Annotated in this window: 13 protein-coding genes; 10 read left to right on the forward strand and 3 right to left on the reverse strand. The window is 70.0% G+C overall.

Annotated features, from left to right (window positions below; genetic code table 11):
* Positions 1–42 precede the first annotated feature (42 nt).
* The 9 genes from HNR23_RS21785 to HNR23_RS21825 all read left to right on the forward strand — a co-directional run bounded on the left by HNR23_RS21785 (position 43) and on the right by HNR23_RS21825 (position 12,104).
* Positions 43–510 carry an FHA domain-containing protein FhaB/FipA gene (locus HNR23_RS21785; RefSeq protein WP_184078253.1) on the forward strand — a complete coding sequence of 156 codons (468 nt, stop codon included), beginning with the start codon at positions 43–45 and terminating at the stop codon, positions 508–510.
* Entirely contained in the window at positions 507–1,952 is a 1,446-nt protein-coding gene (locus tag HNR23_RS21790; protein WP_184078255.1) for a Stp1/IreP family PP2C-type Ser/Thr phosphatase, read from the forward strand. The genes HNR23_RS21785 and HNR23_RS21790 overlap by 4 nt, the downstream gene beginning before the upstream one ends.
* A complete protein-coding gene (locus HNR23_RS21795) occupies positions 1,945–3,384 on the forward strand; it encodes an FtsW/RodA/SpoVE family cell cycle protein (RefSeq protein WP_184078257.1) in 1,440 nt (479 codons plus the stop codon). The genes HNR23_RS21790 and HNR23_RS21795 overlap by 8 nt, the downstream gene beginning before the upstream one ends.
* A complete protein-coding gene (locus tag HNR23_RS21800) occupies positions 3,381–4,823 on the forward strand; it encodes a peptidoglycan D,D-transpeptidase FtsI family protein (protein ID WP_184078259.1) in 1,443 nt (480 codons plus the stop codon). Before HNR23_RS21795 ends, HNR23_RS21800 begins: the two co-directional genes overlap by 4 nt.
* On the forward strand, positions 4,820–6,415 hold the full coding sequence (locus HNR23_RS21805; protein ID WP_343070656.1) for a serine/threonine-protein kinase: 1,596 nt from the start codon (positions 4,820–4,822) through the stop codon (positions 6,413–6,415). The genes HNR23_RS21800 and HNR23_RS21805 overlap by 4 nt, the downstream gene beginning before the upstream one ends.
* 333 nt (positions 6,416–6,748) lie before the next feature.
* Positions 6,749–8,095 carry an FtsW/RodA/SpoVE family cell cycle protein gene (locus HNR23_RS21810; RefSeq protein WP_184080698.1) on the forward strand — a complete coding sequence of 449 codons (1,347 nt, stop codon included), beginning with the start codon at positions 6,749–6,751 and terminating at the stop codon, positions 8,093–8,095.
* Positions 8,092–9,552, forward strand: a complete 1,461-nt coding sequence (locus HNR23_RS21815; RefSeq protein WP_184078261.1) for a peptidoglycan D,D-transpeptidase FtsI family protein — start codon at positions 8,092–8,094, stop codon at positions 9,550–9,552. Before HNR23_RS21810 ends, HNR23_RS21815 begins: the two co-directional genes overlap by 4 nt.
* Before the next feature lie 338 nt (positions 9,553–9,890).
* Positions 9,891–11,705 (forward strand): Stk1 family PASTA domain-containing Ser/Thr kinase, encoded by a 1,815-nt coding sequence (gene pknB / locus HNR23_RS21820; protein ID WP_184078263.1) that lies wholly within the window; start codon positions 9,891–9,893, stop codon positions 11,703–11,705.
* A gap of 144 nt (positions 11,706–11,849) precedes the next feature.
* Positions 11,850–12,104 (forward strand): cell division protein CrgA, encoded by a 255-nt coding sequence (locus tag HNR23_RS21825; RefSeq protein ID WP_184078265.1) that lies wholly within the window; start codon positions 11,850–11,852, stop codon positions 12,102–12,104.
* 210 nt (positions 12,105–12,314) lie between these two features.
* Here HNR23_RS21825 and HNR23_RS21830 read toward each other — a convergent pair whose 3' ends face one another.
* Positions 12,315–13,175 (reverse strand): rhomboid family intramembrane serine protease, encoded by an 861-nt coding sequence (locus HNR23_RS21830; protein WP_184078267.1) that lies wholly within the window; start codon positions 13,173–13,175, stop codon positions 12,315–12,317.
* Between the two features lie 9 nt (positions 13,176–13,184).
* Positions 13,185–13,712, reverse strand: a complete 528-nt coding sequence (locus HNR23_RS21835; protein ID WP_184078269.1) for a peptidylprolyl isomerase — start codon at positions 13,710–13,712, stop codon at positions 13,185–13,187.
* Between the two features lie 334 nt (positions 13,713–14,046).
* Between HNR23_RS21835 and HNR23_RS21840 the strand changes: the two genes are divergently transcribed.
* Entirely contained in the window at positions 14,047–14,745 is a 699-nt protein-coding gene (locus HNR23_RS21840; RefSeq protein ID WP_343070657.1) for a YtxH domain-containing protein, read from the forward strand.
* Between the two features lie 96 nt (positions 14,746–14,841).
* Here HNR23_RS21840 and HNR23_RS21845 read toward each other — a convergent pair whose 3' ends face one another.
* Positions 14,842–15,492: a DUF1707 and DUF4870 domain-containing protein gene (locus HNR23_RS21845; RefSeq protein ID WP_343070658.1), complete on the reverse strand. Its 651-nt coding sequence runs from the start codon at positions 15,490–15,492 to the stop codon at positions 14,842–14,844.
* Between the last annotated feature and the right edge of the window lie 233 nt (positions 15,493–15,725).

Here is a 15,725-nt window from a genome sequence, read left to right on the forward strand (position 1 = left end):
GCCATCACAGCCGGAGCACGACAGGGGCCGAAGAGCAGATCAATGTCCGAATTGACCCTCATGCTGATCAAGATCCTGTTCCTCGGGGTGCTGTGGCTGTTCGTGATCATGGCGGTCGGCGTCATCCGCACCGACCTCTTCGGTCCCTCGAAGTCCAAGGACAAGCGCCCGAAGAAGGCCCCGCAGCGCAAACCCTCACTGCCGCGCGGGCGGCGTAACGAGCCGCGCGCCCTCGTCGTCACCAAGGGCCCCCTCACCGGAACCACCCTCAACCTCGCCTCCCAACCGATCACCATCGGCCGTGCCGGCGACTCCACCCTCGTCATCAACGATGACTACACCTCCGGCCGCCACGCGCGTATCTTCACCGAGAACGGCCGCTGGTTCGTCGAGGACCTCAACTCGACGAACGGCACCTTCATCGGCCAGGAGCGCCTGACCCGTCCCCAGCCCATTACGGTGGGACAGCCCATCCGCATCGGCAAGACCGTCCTGGAACTGCGCAAATGACAATCGCTCTCCGCTACGCCGCGTACTCCGACGTGGGATGCCTCCGCGAAGGCAACGAGGACTCCGCCTACGCCGGCCCCTACATCCTCGCGGTCGCCGACGGCATGGGCGGGCACGCCGGCGGCGAGATCGCCAGCTCGATCGCGATCTCGACGCTCATGGCGCTCGACGACGACGTCCCACCGGCCGACGAGATGGCCTCCTCCCTCCAGCAGGCGGTCGACCTGGCCAACTCCACCCTCGCCCAGCGCGTCCGCGAGGAGCCCCGGCTGGAGAACATGGGGACGACGCTGACCGCCATGCTGTGGTCCGGCGCACGCGTGGCCCTGATCCACGTCGGTGACTCCCGTGCCTACCTCCTGCGCGACGGCGAGTTCGGCCAGATCACCCACGACCACACCCTGGTGCAGACCCTTGTCGACGAGGGCAAGATCACCGAGGAGGAGGTCGCCACCCACCCCCAGCGGTCCCTGCTGCTGCGCGCGCTCGACGGCCGCAGCCAGGTCGACCCGGACATCTCCATCAGCGAGGCGCGGGTGGGCGACCGCTACCTGCTGTGCTCCGACGGCCTGTCCGGTGTCGTCAGCAAGGAGACCCTGCACGAGACCCTCACCTCGGAGACCAACCCGGACGCCGCGGCGCGGCGGCTGATCGACCTCGCCAACCGGGGCGGCGGGCCCGACAACATCACGGCCGTCGTCGCCGACGTCATCGACACCGCCACCGACCCGCGCGGCCCGACCCAGGAGCCGGCCGTCGTCGGCGCCGCCGACCAGCGGCGCGAGCCCGTCATGACCCCCGACACCCCGGCAGGGCGCGCCCAGGGGCTCAACAACCGCAGCGGCGACACCGCCGAGATGACCCGGCCGCCGGAGTTCGCCGCTTCCGGCGACGACTCCGAGCCCGAGCGGCGCACCCGCCGCTGGTGGCCGATGGTCGCCGCGTTCCTGGCGGTCTCCGCCCTCGTCGCCGGGGCCGGCTACTACTACGGCTCCAACTACATCAACAACCAGTACTTCATCGGCCCCACCGCCGACAGCAAGCACGTCGCGATCTTCCAGGGGATCAACGAGGACATCGCCGGATACAGCCTGGCCGACCAGGTCCAGGACACCGAGATCCCGCTGGACCGGCTCCCCGAGAGCGAGCGCAACGCGGTCACCAACACCATCCCGATGGGTGACCGGGCCGCGGCCGACGAGCGCGTCGAGGAGCTGCGCGCCAAGGCGCAGGACTGCGAGCGGGACCCGGAGTCCTGCGGGCTGCCGGCCGCGGCGTCCGAGGCCGACGCCGCCGACACGTCCGAGGCCACCGAGACGGCCGAGACGGCCGACCCGGCCGGCGGCTCCGATGACAGGGGCGCCGAGGCGAACCTCCCGCAGGGCGGCACCGGCGGTGCCGGCAACCCGGGCGAGCCCGCCACCGGGGGGCGCGATGAGTGAGCCGACCACCGCGCTGCCGCCGGTCAAGCGGCGCAACGCGGAACTCGTGATGACGCTGTTCGCCATCGGCATCACCCTGTTCGCGATGATCGCGACGGGCCTGACGCGCAACGGCGAGGTCCCGCCCGACCTCATGCTCTACGGGGCGCTCTTCGGCGGGCTGGCGATCCTCGCGCACGTCTTCATCCGCTTCTTCGCGCCGTGGTCCGACCCGCTGCTGCTGCCGCTGGCCGTCCTGCTCAACGGCCTGGGCATCGCGATGCTCTACCGGCTGTTCGAGTCCACGGGCGACACCGACCACGGCAGCGCGTCGAGTCAGCTGATGCTGACGGCGATCAGCCTGGTGGTGTTCGCGGGTGTCGTGTACTTCCTGAAGGAGCCGCGCACGCTGCAGCGGTACCCCTACCTCTTCGGGCTCGCCTCGATCTTCCTGCTGCTGCTCCCGCTGATCCCCGGCCTGGGCATGACCGTCCTGGGCGCCCGGCGCTGGATCAACGTCGGCTTCACCACACTGCAGCCGTCCGAGTTCGCGCAGATCACCCTGGTGATCTTCCTGGCCGGCTACCTCGTCAGCAAGCGCGATGTGCTCTCCCTGGCCAGCAAGCAGATCAAGATCGGCCCGCTCAAGATCCTCGACGTACCGCGGATGCGCGACATGGCGCCCATGGCCGCCATGTGGGGCCTGTGCATCATCGTGCTGGTCATCCTGATGAACGACCTGGGCACGTCGCTGCTGCTGTACGGCACCTTCCTGGCGATGATCTACGTTGCGACGCACCGGTCGTCCTGGATCATCATCGGGCTGACCGCGTTCTTCGGCGCCTGCGCCGCGCTCTACCCGTTCGTCTCGCACTTCCGGGTGCGCATGGTGACCTGGCTGGATGCGTTCAACCCCGAGGTGTTCTGCACGGACGCGGTCCGGTCGAACCCCGAGGCCTACTGCATGATCCCGGGAAACGGCAACAGCCAGCAGCTGGTGCAGGGCCTGTTCGCGATGGCCGAGGGCGGTGTCACCGGGCAGGGGATGGGCGGCGGCAAGCCGGGCTTCGTCCCCGAGGTCTACAACGACTTCATCATCACCGCCTTCGGTGAGGAGCTCGGCCTGGCCGGGCTGATGGTCATGTTCATGGCACTGGCCCTGCTGGCGCAGCGGGGACTGCGGATCGCGCTGGCCTCCAAGGAGCTCTTCATCAAGATGCTGGCCTCGGGCCTGGCATTCGTGATCGCCTTCCAGAGCTTCATCGTCATCGCGGGCGTCACCCGGATCACCCCGATGACCGGCGCCGCCCTGCCGTTCATCGCCAAGGGCGGCTCCGCCCTGCTGTCGAGCTGGATCATGCTCGCGCTGCTGGTGCGGATGAGCAACAACGCGCGCAAGCCGGCCCCGCAGGCCATCCAGGACGAAGGCATGACGCAGGTGATCTCCCGATGAACACGCCCATCCGACGCCTCGCCGTCTTCGTTCTCGCACTGTTCGGCGTGCTGATGCTGAACGCCACCTGGCTGCAGCTGTTCCACGCCGACGCGCTGCGCACCCACGAGTTCAACGGCAGACAGTTCGCCGACCGGCTCAAGGAGCCGCGCGGCACGATCTTCGCCGCCAACGAGACCAAGGTCGCCGAGTCCGAGCCGGTCGGAGGCGACAGCGACAACCTGCAGCGCGAGTACCCCGGGGGTCCGCTGTACGCCCACGTCGTGGGCACGTTCAGCCCCACCGGCGCCACCGGCATCGAGGAGGCGCAGAACGCCCTGCTCACCGGCGACGACGACCGGCTCGCGGTGCGGAACTTCGTCGACACGCTCACCGGCAACGAGCGCGAGGGCGCCAGCGTCGAGCTGACCATCGACCCCAAGGTGCAGGAGGCCGCGCTGGAGGGGCTGAGCGCGCTCGGCAAGAACGGCGCCGCGGTCGCGCTCGACCCGAAGACCGGTGCCGTCCTCGCCTCGGTCAGCGTCCCCACGTTCGACCCCAACGAGGTCACCAGCGTCACCGACCCCGAGGACTCCCTGAAGAAGTGGAACGAGCTGGAGCAGGACAGCGACAAGCCGCTGCTCAACCGCGCGTTCAACGAGCGCTACCCGCCGGGCTCGACGTTCAAGGTGGTCACCGCGGCCGCCGCCCTGGAGGACGGGGCCACCCCGGAGTCCACCAAGGACGCCCCCGCCTCGCTCGACCTGGGTGCCCCGCTGCCCAACGCGTGGGGCGGGCCGTGCAACGGGGGGCAGCCTGACTCGCTCGCGCACTCCATCGAGCAGTCCTGCAACACCTCCATGGCGAACTGGGCGATCGATCTGGGCGGCCAGAAGCTGTCCGACCAGGCCACGGCGTTCGGATTCAACAGCGGCAAGGTGCAGACGCCGCTGGAGGCCGTCGAGAGCCTGTCCCCCGCAGAGACCGACCGCAACACCCTTGGCCGCGCAGGCATCGGCCAGGGCAACAACGAGGCGACCCCGCTGCAGATGGCCATGGTCGCCGCCGGCATCGCCAATAAGGGTGAGGTCATGAAGCCCTACCTGGTGGAGTCGGTCAAGGATTCCGACGCGTCCGTCGTCGAGTCGGCCCAGCAGGAGAAGTTGTCCACCGCCGTCAGCGCCAAGACCGCCCAGGAGCTGACCGACATGATGGTCCTGGTCACCGAGGGCCAGGACGCATCCGCCCCGGGCGCGCAGATCCCGGGGGTGCAGGTGGCCGGCAAGACCGGTACGGCCGAGGTCGGCGACGGATCCACGCACAACTGGTTCATCTCCTTCGCCCCCGCGAACGATCCCAAGATCGCCGTCGCGGTCGTCGTGGAGCGGGGCAACGACAGCGGTGGCCGGGCCGCCGCTCCCGTCGCGAAGAAGATGATGGAAGCGGTGATCAACGAGTGAGCGACCACGGCGCGGACTCCCCCGGGCCTTCCGGTTCCAACGACCTCCAGGACCTCATCCTCAGCGGCCGCTACCGGCTCGACGAGCAGATCGGCTCGGGCGGCATGGGTACGGTGTGGCGGGCCACGGACAACCTGCTCAACCGCTCGGTGGCGGTGAAGCTGCTGCACCCGGCGCAGATGGCGGAGCCCACCGCCCGGGAGCGGTTCCGCACCGAAGGCCGGATCACGGCCGGGCTGTCGCACCCCGGCATCGCCCAGGTCTTCGACTACGGCGAGCAGGACGACCGGGCCTTCATCGTCATGGAGCTGGTGCCCGGCGAGCCGCTGTCCTCCATCCTCAAGCGCAACGACGGCCTGGAGCCGGGCGTCACGCTGGACATCGTCGCCCAGTCGGCGGCCGCGCTGGCCGCCGCGCACGCGCGCGGCGTCATCCACCGCGACATCAAGCCGGGCAACCTGCTGGTGACCGAGGACGGCACGGTCAAGCTGACCGACTTCGGCATCGCCCGCGGAAACGAGTCGGTGACCCTGACCCAGACCGGCATGGTCATGGGCACCGCCCAGTACATCTCCCCCGAGCAGGCGTCCGGTCGGCCGGCGACCTTCGCGTCCGACATCTACGCGCTCGGCGTGGTGGCCTACGAGTGCCTGGCCGGGCGCCCGCCGTTCACCTCCGACACCCCGCTGGCCCTGGCGCTGGCGCACACGCGCGAACCCCCGCCGCCGCTGCCCGACGACGTTCCGGAGCAGCTGCACGCGTTCGTGTTCGAGTTGCTGGAGAAGGACCCGGAGCAGCGGCCCGGCTCGGCGGGCGAGATCGCCCAGGCGGCCCAGCGGCTGCGCGCGGGTATCGGCCCGGACCTGGGCGGCGCGACCACCGCGATGAACCTCGCCGACCCCGGGCAGACCGCCGTGTTCGGCGCCGGCGGCACGGCCTCCACCCGGCCGTCCGGCCTCTCCCCGGCCGTGGGCCGCACCGGCGCGCACACGTCGGCCACTGCGGGCGCCGCGGGCGCCGCGAGTGGCGGGGCGAGCCCGCAGGACGCCGGGCCCGGCCGTCGCTCCAGGCAGCGCGGTCGGCCGAGCATGCCGGTGGTGATCGCCGCGGTCGTGGCCGCGGTGGTCGTGGTCGTGGGTGTGGCCATCGCCGGCAGTATGTGGAACGAGGGGGCCGAGAGCCGCCCCGTCGTGGAGAAGGACCGCAACACCACCCCGAGCCCGAGCCCCGAGACACCGGAGCAGGAGTCACCGGAGCCGGTGCAGGAGCCGCCGCCGCAGCAGGAGGGCAACCCCGGCGGGTGGCAGCAGCCGGACCACAACACCGGCGGGTACGGCCAGGCACCCGACTCCGGGGAGAGCGTGAGCCCCGGCGGTGACTCGCCGGATCCGACGGAACCGGGCGACCAGGGGTCGGACGGCGGCGACGGCGGGGGCGACCCCGGCAACGGCGGCGACCCGGGCAACGGCGGGGGCAACGGCGGTGACCCCGGCCAGGGCGGTGGCGGCGGTGGCGACCCCGGCCAGGGCGGTGGCGGCGGTGGCGACCCCGGCGGCGGTGGCCACGTGGGCGACCCCGGCGGAGCGCTGTAGCCGCACCCGTAGCAGGCACCTCGGCGGTGCCGCGCGCCAAGGCGCGCGGCACCGCCGTGTCGTTGTTCTCGGCGGAGTGCACCGGAAATCCGCCGCCGGAATCCGGTGCACTCCGCCGAGAACAACGGAGCGACGGGGTGGCGTCGGGCGGAGCTCAGGCTTAGAGCGGGGCGGACGGGGACATATAGATCGGTGTGAGTGGATCACTCACACGGCCGCACGGTCGGCAGGCCGGCCGGTGCGCACGGTCGGCACAATGCCCTGGCGGAGGCCGTCGTGGCTGCATCTTCTACCGCACTTCCGCAGGTCAAACGGCGCAACGCCGAACTGGTGATGACGGTCTTCGCCATCGCCATCACACTGTTCGCGATGGTCGAGGCGGGGCTGACCCGCAACGGGGAGATCCCGCCCGACCTCGCCCTGTTCGGCGGCCTCTTCGGGGGGCTGGCGCTCCTCGCGCACGTCTTCATCCGCTTCTTCGCCCCGTGGTCCGACCCGCTGCTGTTACCCCTGGCCGTCCTGCTCAACGGCCTGGGCATCGCGATGCTGTGGCGGCTGTTCGAGGCCACCGGCGACACGGAGAGCGGCAGCGCGTCGAACCAGCTGATGCTGACCGCGCTCAGCATGGCGGTCTTCGCCGGGATCGTGTTTTTCCTCAAGGACCCGCGCAAACTGCAGCGCTACCCCTACCTCATGGCGGTGGGGGCGGTGCTGCTGCTCATGCTGCCGCTGCTGCCCGACCCGATCGGGCGGACGGTCAACGGCGCACGGCAGTGGGTGAACTTCGGCTTCACCGCACTGCAGCCCTCGGAGTTCGCCAAGATCGCGCTGATCATCTTCCTGTCGGGGTACATGGTCACCAAGCGGGACGCGATGGCGCTGGTGAACCGGCAGATCAGGGTGGGGTCCGTCAAGCTGCTGGGGCTGCCCCGGCTGCGCGACACCGCGCCGATGGCGTTCATGTGGGGTTTCTGCATCATCGTGCTGGTCGGCCTGATGAACGACCTGGGCACCGCGCTGCTGCTGTTCGGCACCTTCCTGGCGATGGTGTACGTGGCCACGCACCGGGCCTCGTGGATCGTCCTGGGCCTGGTGCCGTTCTTCGCGGCCTGCTATGCGCTGTACTTCGTCGTCCCGCACTTCCGCGTGCGGGTCAACACGTGGCTGCACCCGTTCGAGCCGGGCATCATCGACGGTCCGGTGGGCGGCAACAGTGAGCAGCTGGTCCGCGGACTGTTCGCGATGGCCGAGGGCGGGGTGGTCGGCACCGGGTTGGGCGGCGGCCAGCCGGGGTTCGTCCCCGAGGTGCAGAACGACTTCATCTTCTCCGCGTTCGCCGAGGAGCTGGGCCTCACCGGCGTGATGACGATCCTGCTGGTGCTGATGCTGCTGGTGGAGCGGGGGCTGCGGATCGCGCTGGCGTCCCAGGAGCTGTTCGTCAAGATGTGCGCCTCGGGGCTGGCGTTCCTGCTGGGCTTCCAGACCTTCGTGGTCATCGGCGGGGTCACCCGGGTCATCCCGCTGACCGGCGCGACCATCCCGTTCGTCGCCAAGGGCGGGTCGGCGCTGCTGTCGAGCTGGATCATCCTGGCCCTGCTCGTGCGGATGAGCAACAACGCGCGCAAGCCGGGACCCCAGGCTCTCCAGGACGAGGGGTCGACGCAGGTGATCTCGCGATGAACCGGTCGATCCGCAGGCTCTCGGTGTTCCTTATGGCGCTGTTCGTGGTGCTGCTCCTCAACGTCACCTGGATCCAGGGTTTCCAGGCCGAGGAGCTGCGGGAGAACGAGCACAACACCCGCCGCTACCTGGATCGGTTGCAGGAGCCGCGGGGGCCGATCGTCATCGGGGAGACGCGGGCGGCGTACTCCACGCCGCTGGAGAGCACGAGCGGCGGCGGCCAGGTGCGCTACCAGCGCGAGTACCCCGAGGGGCCGCTGTACTCCCACGTCGTGGGCACGTTCCGGACCACCGGCGCCTCGGGGATCGAGGACAGCGAGAACGAGCTGCTCAACGGCACCGACGACCGGCTCGCGGTGCGCAACCTCATCGACCTGCTCACCGGGGAGCGGCCCACCGGCGCGACCGTCGCCCTGACCCTCGACCCCGCCGCACAGCGGGCCGCCCGGGACGGCTTGGCGCAGCTGGGCCGCAACGGGGCGGCCGTCGCCCTGGATCCGTCGACCGGGGCGGTACTGGCCGCCTACTCCGCGCCCACCTTCGACCCCGGCGAGGTCACCAGCGTGACGCACCCGCAGGCAGCGGCGGATCGCTGGGAGCAGCTGTCCGCGGCCGACAGCCAGCCGCTCCTCAACCGGGCGTTCAACCAGACCTACCCGCCGGGTTCGGCGTTCAAGATCGTCACCGCCGCAGCGGCGCTGGAGAACGGGGCGACCCCGGAATCCACCCAGCCCGCGCCGGCCGTGCTGGCCCTCCCCCAGGGCGGGACCCTCCCCAACGCGTTCAGCGGACCGTGCAACGACGGCGCCCCCGACACTCTGGCGCACTCCATCGAGATCTCCTGCAATACCTCGATGGCCAACTGGGCCCTGGCGCTCGGCGAGGACGAGATGCGCGAGCAGGCCGAGCGCTTCGGCTTCGACCGCCCCGGGCTGGAGATCCCGTCCCCCGTCGCCCAGAGCGTGTATCCGACGGGGATGGGCGGCAGCAGCCTCGCGCAGACCGGGATCGGCCAGTTCGACGTGCGGGCCACTCCGCTGCAGATGGCGATGGTCGCCGCGGGTGTCGCCAACGGCGGCGAGGTCATGAGGCCCTATCTCGTGGACCGGATCGCCGACGCCGACCTGGAGCCCATCATGCGGACGCGGCCGGAGGCGTACGGCGAGGCGATGAGCGCGCACACCGCCGAGCAGCTGACGCGCATGATGGTCAGCGTCACCGAGGGCGCCCAGGGATCCGGGCGCTCGGCCGCGATCCCGGGGGTGCAGGTGGCGGGGAAGACCGGGACGGCGGAGACGAGCGGGCCGACGCACAACTGGTTCATCGCCTTCGCCCCGGCGGACGACCCCCGGGTGGCGGTGGCGGTCGTGGTCGAGCACGGCGGCGGCAGCGGGGGGACGCTGGCCGCACCCATCGCGCGGTCGATCATCCAGGCCGTACTGGACGCGCCCTCCTGAAGCGAGCCACCGCAGCACACCCGTGAGCAGGGAGAACTCAGGCGGGGCGGGTGAAGGGCCGAGTTGCCCGGGTTCGGCCAGGCGATCCGCGGGTCGGTAGACACGCCACGATAAGCTGACCGACGGAGAACTACACTCCTGTACCGATCGGCGGGATTCGGGTGCCATCGGACGCGGCGAACACCCAAGATGGTACAGCGCACGCGCGCGCCGCCACGAGGTCCGCGGACGCGGGTCCGGCTGTCGAAGACGAGTGGTAAAGGCACCAGACACGAGAACTCACCAGGTGACGGCGGACCGCTGCCGCCACCGCGGAGATACGAGGAACAGTTCACGACATGTCCCAGCCACGGCTACTCGGCGGCCGCTACGAACTCGACGGTGTCATCGGACGCGGTGGCATGGCCGAGGTCTACCGCGCCCGCGACCTGCGTCTGGACCGCATGGTGGCCGTAAAGACGCTCCGCCATGACTTGGCCCGCGACCACACGTTCCAGGCCAGGTTCCGACGCGAGGCGCAGTCCGCCGCGTCGCTGAACCACCCCTCGATCATCGCCGTGTACGACACCGGCGAGGACATGGTCGACGGCGTCTCCATCCCGTTCATCGTCATGGAGTACGTCGACGGCCGCACGCTCAAGGAACTGCTCGACGACGACCGGCGGCTGCTGCCCGAGCGCTGCGCCGAGATCGCCGACGGCATCCTGCGGGCGCTGGAGTACAGCCACCGCAACGGCATCGTGCACCGCGACATCAAGCCGGCCAACGTCATGCTGACCCGGCAGGCCGAGGTCAAGGTGATGGACTTCGGCATCGCGCGGTCGATGGACGACAACCAGGCCACGATGACCCAGACCTCCCAGGTCATCGGCACCGCCCAGTACCTCTCCCCGGAACAGGCGCGCGGCGAGCGGGTGGACGCCCGCAGCGACATCTACTCGACCGGCTGCGTGCTCTACGAGCTGCTCACCGGCCGACCCCCGTTCACCGGCGACTCCCCCGTCTCCATCGCCTACCAGCACGTCCGCGAGGAGCCGGTGCCGCCGGGCGACATCGACCCGGAGATCCCCGAGTGGCTTGAGGACATCACCCTGCGCGCGATGGCCAAGGACCGCGAGGAGCGGTACCAGAGCGCCGACGAAATGCGCCAGGACATCCAGCGCGGCGTCCAGGGCATGCCGACCTCGGCGGCGGCCATGGCGGCCGCGGGGGCGACGACCGCGATGGACCCGGTCGACGACGGCCGCGACGACGGCTACGACGACTACGAGGAGGAGCGCCGGGGCAGCGGCAAGAAGGCGGGGCTGTGGATCGCGCTCGCGCTCGCCGTCATCGCCGCGGCCGGCGTGCTGGTCTGGATGTTCCAACAGGATCCGCCGGAGACCACGGCGGTTCCCGACGTGGTGAACATGTCGCAGTCGGAGGCCGAGCAGAAGCTGAGAGCCGACGGCTTCGAGAACATCAAGGCCGAAGAAGAGAACAGCGACGACGTCGACGAGGGCAATGTGATCCGCACCGACCCGGGTGCGGGGCGCGAGGTGCGGGCCGACACCGAGATCACGCTGTTCGTCTCCACCGGCCCCGGGTCGGTGGAGGTCCCCGACGTGACGGGGATGTCGCAGAGCGATGCCGTCGCCGAACTGCAGGACGCGGGCTTCAAGATCGGGGGCCCGCATAGCGAGACGTCTTCGGCGGTCGACAGGGGCAACGTCACCCGGACCTCTCCCGAGGGCGGCGCCACGGCCGACCCCGGCAGCAAGGTCGACATGTGGGTGTCCACCGGCCCGGAGAAGGTGAAGGTCCCCGACCTCGCCGGGATGACGCGGGACCAGGCGGAGTCGGCGCTCCGGGAGCGCGGGCTGAGCGGGTCGTTCTCCGAGGAGGAGAGCGACGAGCCCGAGGGCCGGGTGATCCGGCAGAGCCCGGGGAGCGGCAGCGAGGTCGACCCCGACAGCACGGTCAACGTGGTCATCGCCAAGAAGAAGCCGGACGAACAGCCTCCGGAGACCCCGACGCCGCCGGACAACGGCGACAACGGGGACAACGGCGACGGCACCCCGGGCTTCCCGCCCGGTTTCGGTGACGGTGGCGATCACAGCGGCGACGACCAGGGCACGCCCTGGTGGGAGTACCCGTTCCGGGGTCGCCCCTGACCGTTCCGGATCGCCGGGCGGTTTTCGGCGAGATGCAGCGCAGCGGCGGTCGGCGGGCCGTCCGGATGCCGACCGCTGCGCAGTGCGTACACTGGGGTAATCTTCACGCGTAAGTACCGGCCGATTCGTTTTGGAGCAGCGACCGTGCCCAAGTCCCGCAACGATCGCAAGAAGAAGGCCGTCTACACGCCACCGCCGTCGTCGGCGAAGCCGAAGGTCAGCCCGCGGTGGCTGGTGCCGACGATGCTCGGGTTCGGCATCCTCGGCATCTTGTGGATCGCGGTGTACTACATCGCCGGGACGATGGTGCCTATCATGCAGGATCTGGGCAACTGGAACCTGGCGATCGGGTTCGGCGGAATCATCATCTGCGTCATCTTGTCCACACGCTGGCACTGACGTCGCATTTCCCGTGTTTCCCCTGCTCAGACAGGGCAATTGGGGCCATCACAACAACCGGTGAACGTTGTATCCACAGAGTTATCCACAGCCTGTGGGGAGTTGCGTCCTGCGCACCGAAAAGCCGTTTCCCGTCCACCACGGGAACACGTGACGGGGCCGGGGAGCAGTGAACTGCTCCCCGGCCCCGTCCGTTTCTCGGCGTCGCCGTCAGCCCAGCCAGTACAGGGTGCCGGCGTAGGCCAGCACCACCAGCAACAGCGCGCAGACACCCGTCGCGGCCGCGTGGATGGCCGTCCGGTGCGGCGCCGACTGGCGCGGCAGGTAGGCGTAGACGCCCGCCAGGGCGAGCCCGGTGACGAGCCCACCGATGTGCCCGGTCCACGAGATGTTCGGGACCAGGAACGTGATCACCAGGTTCACGGCCAGCAGGCCGACGATGAACCGGGTGTCGAGCCCGAGCCGCTTACCGATCACGAACACCGCGCCGAACAGGCCGAAGATCGCGCCCGAGGCACCCACCGACAGCTGGGTCGGCTGCACGAGCAGGGTGAGCACCGACCCGCCGATGGCGCTGAGCACCCACAGGGCCAGGTAGCGGGCGTGGCCGAGCCATCTCTCCAGCTGCGGGCCGATGACGTACAGGGCGAAGCCGTTGAACAGCAGGTGCATCACCCCGCCGTGCAGGAACGCGGCGGTGATCAGGCGGTACCACTCGCCCTCCACCATGGCTGCGCCGCCGTGCATCCCGAACAGCACCGTCAGCTGCGGGGAACCCATCTGCGCCAGGAACACGGCGACGATGAGACCCAGCAGCGTCCACGTCACATAGGGGCCCTGCACGACCTTCCCGCCGAAGGCGGTGCGCGCCTGGCGCATCGACTTCTGCCCCTCGGCGACGCACTCCACACAGTGGAAGCCCACGGCGGCGTCGCGCATGCAGTCGGGGCAGACCGGCCGCTCACATCGGGTGCACCGGACGTAGGTCTCCCGGTCGGTGTGCCGGAAGCAGGTGGGGACGGCGTTCTCCCCTGCCCCGGATCCGGGGTGGGGAGTCGGGGGGAGGCTCATCGGCCGGCCCTAGCCCCGCTCGATCTCGACGGACGTGATGGTGACGTCTTCAAGCGGGCGGTCCTGCGGGTTGGTCGCGACCTTGGAGATGGCTTCGACGATGTCGGTGCCCTCGACGACCTCACCGAAGATGGTGTGCTTATTGTTCAGCCAGTCGGGCGTGCCGACGGTGATGAAGAACTGCGAGCCGTTGGTGTTGGGGCCGGCGTTGGCCATCGCCAGCAGGTACGGGCGGTCGAACTTCAGACCGGAGTCGAACTCGTCCTTGAACTTGTAGCCGGGGCCGCCGCGGCCGTTACCCAGCGGGTCGCCGCCCTGGAGCATGAACTTGTCGATGACCCGGTGGAAGATCGTGCCGTCGTAGAGCTTGGCGGTGGAGGGCTGGCCCGTGGTGGGGTCGATCCACTGCTTCGTGCCCTCGGCAAGGCCGACGAAGTTCGCGACCGTCTCCGGGGACTCCTCGGCGAAGAGCCGGACGACGATCGTTCCCTTGGTGGTGTTCAGCCGAGCATGGATTCGGCCGTTGACTTCGGACACCTGGGTGCCTTTCCGTTGCGATTACGTGCGGTCCCACGTTACCCGCCGTCGTCAGGGGACGGCCGCTCCCCCGGACCATCGGGCAGCCTGAGCGGACCCGTCCGATCGGGGCTCAACAGGGCCAGGCGAGCGAATGCGGGTGACCGTCGCGTCGCGTGTCGAACCGTCGATTCGTGGACGGAGTGGACGTATGTTGAGATACCAGGGGAGATAACACAGGGATAACGGCTGCGCCCGAGCCGTACGACCAGGTCCGAATAGCCGAACATACGCATAAGGACCGGCACGAACGGGCAGGGGGCTACCCACATCCGTCATCGCATGGGAGGTCATTGTGCGCAAGAAGCTCAAGCGTCGCGCGGGCAACGCCGAGGCCGAGGCGGCTCTCGCCCGCCTGCAGGAAGTCGCGCGCGAGCAGGCCGAACGTCTCGGACCCTACGCAGGCCAGGCCAAGGAGAGCGCCGCCCAGGGGCTGCTGCAGGCCCGCGGCTGGACGGCACCGCGCCTGGAGACCGCCGCGCACCGTGTCGAGGACACCGTCGCACCGCGCGTCGCCGACCTGCTCACCGCGGCGGCGGCCCGCGTGGAGCCCAACCGGGCGCGCCGCCGCATGATCACCGCTCGCAAGAACGGGCGCCGGATCCCACGCGTCGTCGTCTTCGCCGGGGTGGCCGCCATGGGTGCGGCGGTGCTGTACGGGGTGCTCAAGCTGCGCCAGGCGTCGCAGGACGCGGAGTGGCAGGAAAACCTCGACCAGGCCCGCGAGCAGGTGCGCGAGACGCGCGACAAGCTCGTCGGCAAGGCGGAGGAGGCCAAGGAGAAGGTGTCCAAGGCCGCGTCGGATCTCAGGGACGAAGCCGGGGACAAGGCGGAGGAAGCCCGTGAGAAGGCGTCCAAGACCGCCTCTCAGGCCAGGAAGAAGGTCGAGGAGGCCGGGGACACGGCCGCCAAGACGGCCACGGAGGTGAAGGAGAAGGCCGAGGAGAAGGCGGAGGAAGCCGCCCAGGAGCTCAACGGCCGCGTCAAGAAGTGACGGCACCCACCGGTCCGGCGATCGGCGCCACCGCGCCGGTGGCGGGGCCGGTGGCGGCGGGGGCCGTCGCCGCGGGGACGGCGGCCGCGGCGACGGTCAATCCTTGACGGCCCGCCAGGTGAAGGGGTACTTCCAGCGCCCGCCGACCAGGGCGACGAGTCCGGCGATCGCCGGCATGAAGACCCACCCGATCATCATGAGCACCCACAGGATGGCGGGGATGACCAGCCACGCCAGGCCGATCATCACGATCGACGCGATCAGAACGGTGAGCTGGTAGTTGAGCGCCTCATAGGCGTGCCTCCGCACATAGGGGGAGGTGCGCCCGCTGGCGAGCACGACGATCAGCGGACCCAGCGCGCTCAGGAAGTACCCGGAGACGTGACCGCCGGCGGCCAGCAGCCGTTCCGAGCCGTTCGGCGGCGCTTCGGGCTGCCCGGGCTGCGCCGGGGGCACGGCGGAGGCGTGTGGCGCCGGGGACTGGTGCGCGTTGCGCGGGACGATGTCGTTGAACAGCGGTTCGAGGTCGGCCGGGAACTTGGCCTTCATCGCGAGCCCGAGCCGCTCCTCGAACTCCTCGTCGTCCAGGCGCCCGTCGGCGTAGGCCTCTTTCAGCGTCTCGGCTGCGGCGTCACGCTCGGCATGCGTCAGGCGGATGGCCGGCTGGGCGGGATCCCACCTGCGATCGGGCACCCTCCCGTCGCGGCCGCCGTGACCCGGTGAGGACATCGGTTCATGCACTGCCACACTCACTCCTCACAGACCACCGGATACCGCGCCCAAGGCCCGGCGGGACAAAGTCCTCCCACACTCAATGCTCCCCTCCATAATGCGCCCGGCCCGCCGGCCAGACCATGGGGGATAGCCCTGAGAAGACCCTGGTTCACCTGAGGACCAGTGCCGACGATAGTCGGATGCGCACCCACAACCATGTGGAGGGGAGTCCGGATGTGCTCGATGAAGCCAATACCTCGGGTGTC

This window comes from Nocardiopsis mwathae, assembly GCF_014201195.1.
Lineage (GTDB): Bacteria > Actinomycetota > Actinomycetes > Streptosporangiales > Streptosporangiaceae > Nocardiopsis_C > Nocardiopsis_C mwathae.

Bases quoted from the DNA above. Each gene is read 5' to 3' on its own strand.
- pknB (WP_184078263.1), top strand. From the start codon at position 9,891: ATGTCCCAGCCACGGCTACTCGGCGGCCGCTACGAACTCGACGGTGTC.
- HNR23_RS21785 (WP_184078253.1), top strand. From the start codon at position 43: ATGTCCGAATTGACCCTCATGCTGATCAAGATCCTGTTCCTCGGGGTG.
- HNR23_RS21810 (WP_184080698.1), top strand. From the start codon at position 6,749: ATGACGGTCTTCGCCATCGCCATCACACTGTTCGCGATGGTCGAGGCG.
- HNR23_RS21815 (WP_184078261.1), top strand. From the start codon at position 8,092: ATGAACCGGTCGATCCGCAGGCTCTCGGTGTTCCTTATGGCGCTGTTC.
- HNR23_RS21790 (WP_184078255.1), top strand. From the start codon at position 507: ATGACAATCGCTCTCCGCTACGCCGCGTACTCCGACGTGGGATGCCTC.
- HNR23_RS21795 (WP_184078257.1), top strand. From the start codon at position 1,945: ATGAGTGAGCCGACCACCGCGCTGCCGCCGGTCAAGCGGCGCAACGCG.
- HNR23_RS21830 (WP_184078267.1), bottom strand. From the start codon at position 13,175: ATGAGCCTCCCCCCGACTCCCCACCCCGGATCCGGGGCAGGGGAGAAC.
- HNR23_RS21800 (WP_184078259.1), top strand. From the start codon at position 3,381: ATGAACACGCCCATCCGACGCCTCGCCGTCTTCGTTCTCGCACTGTTC.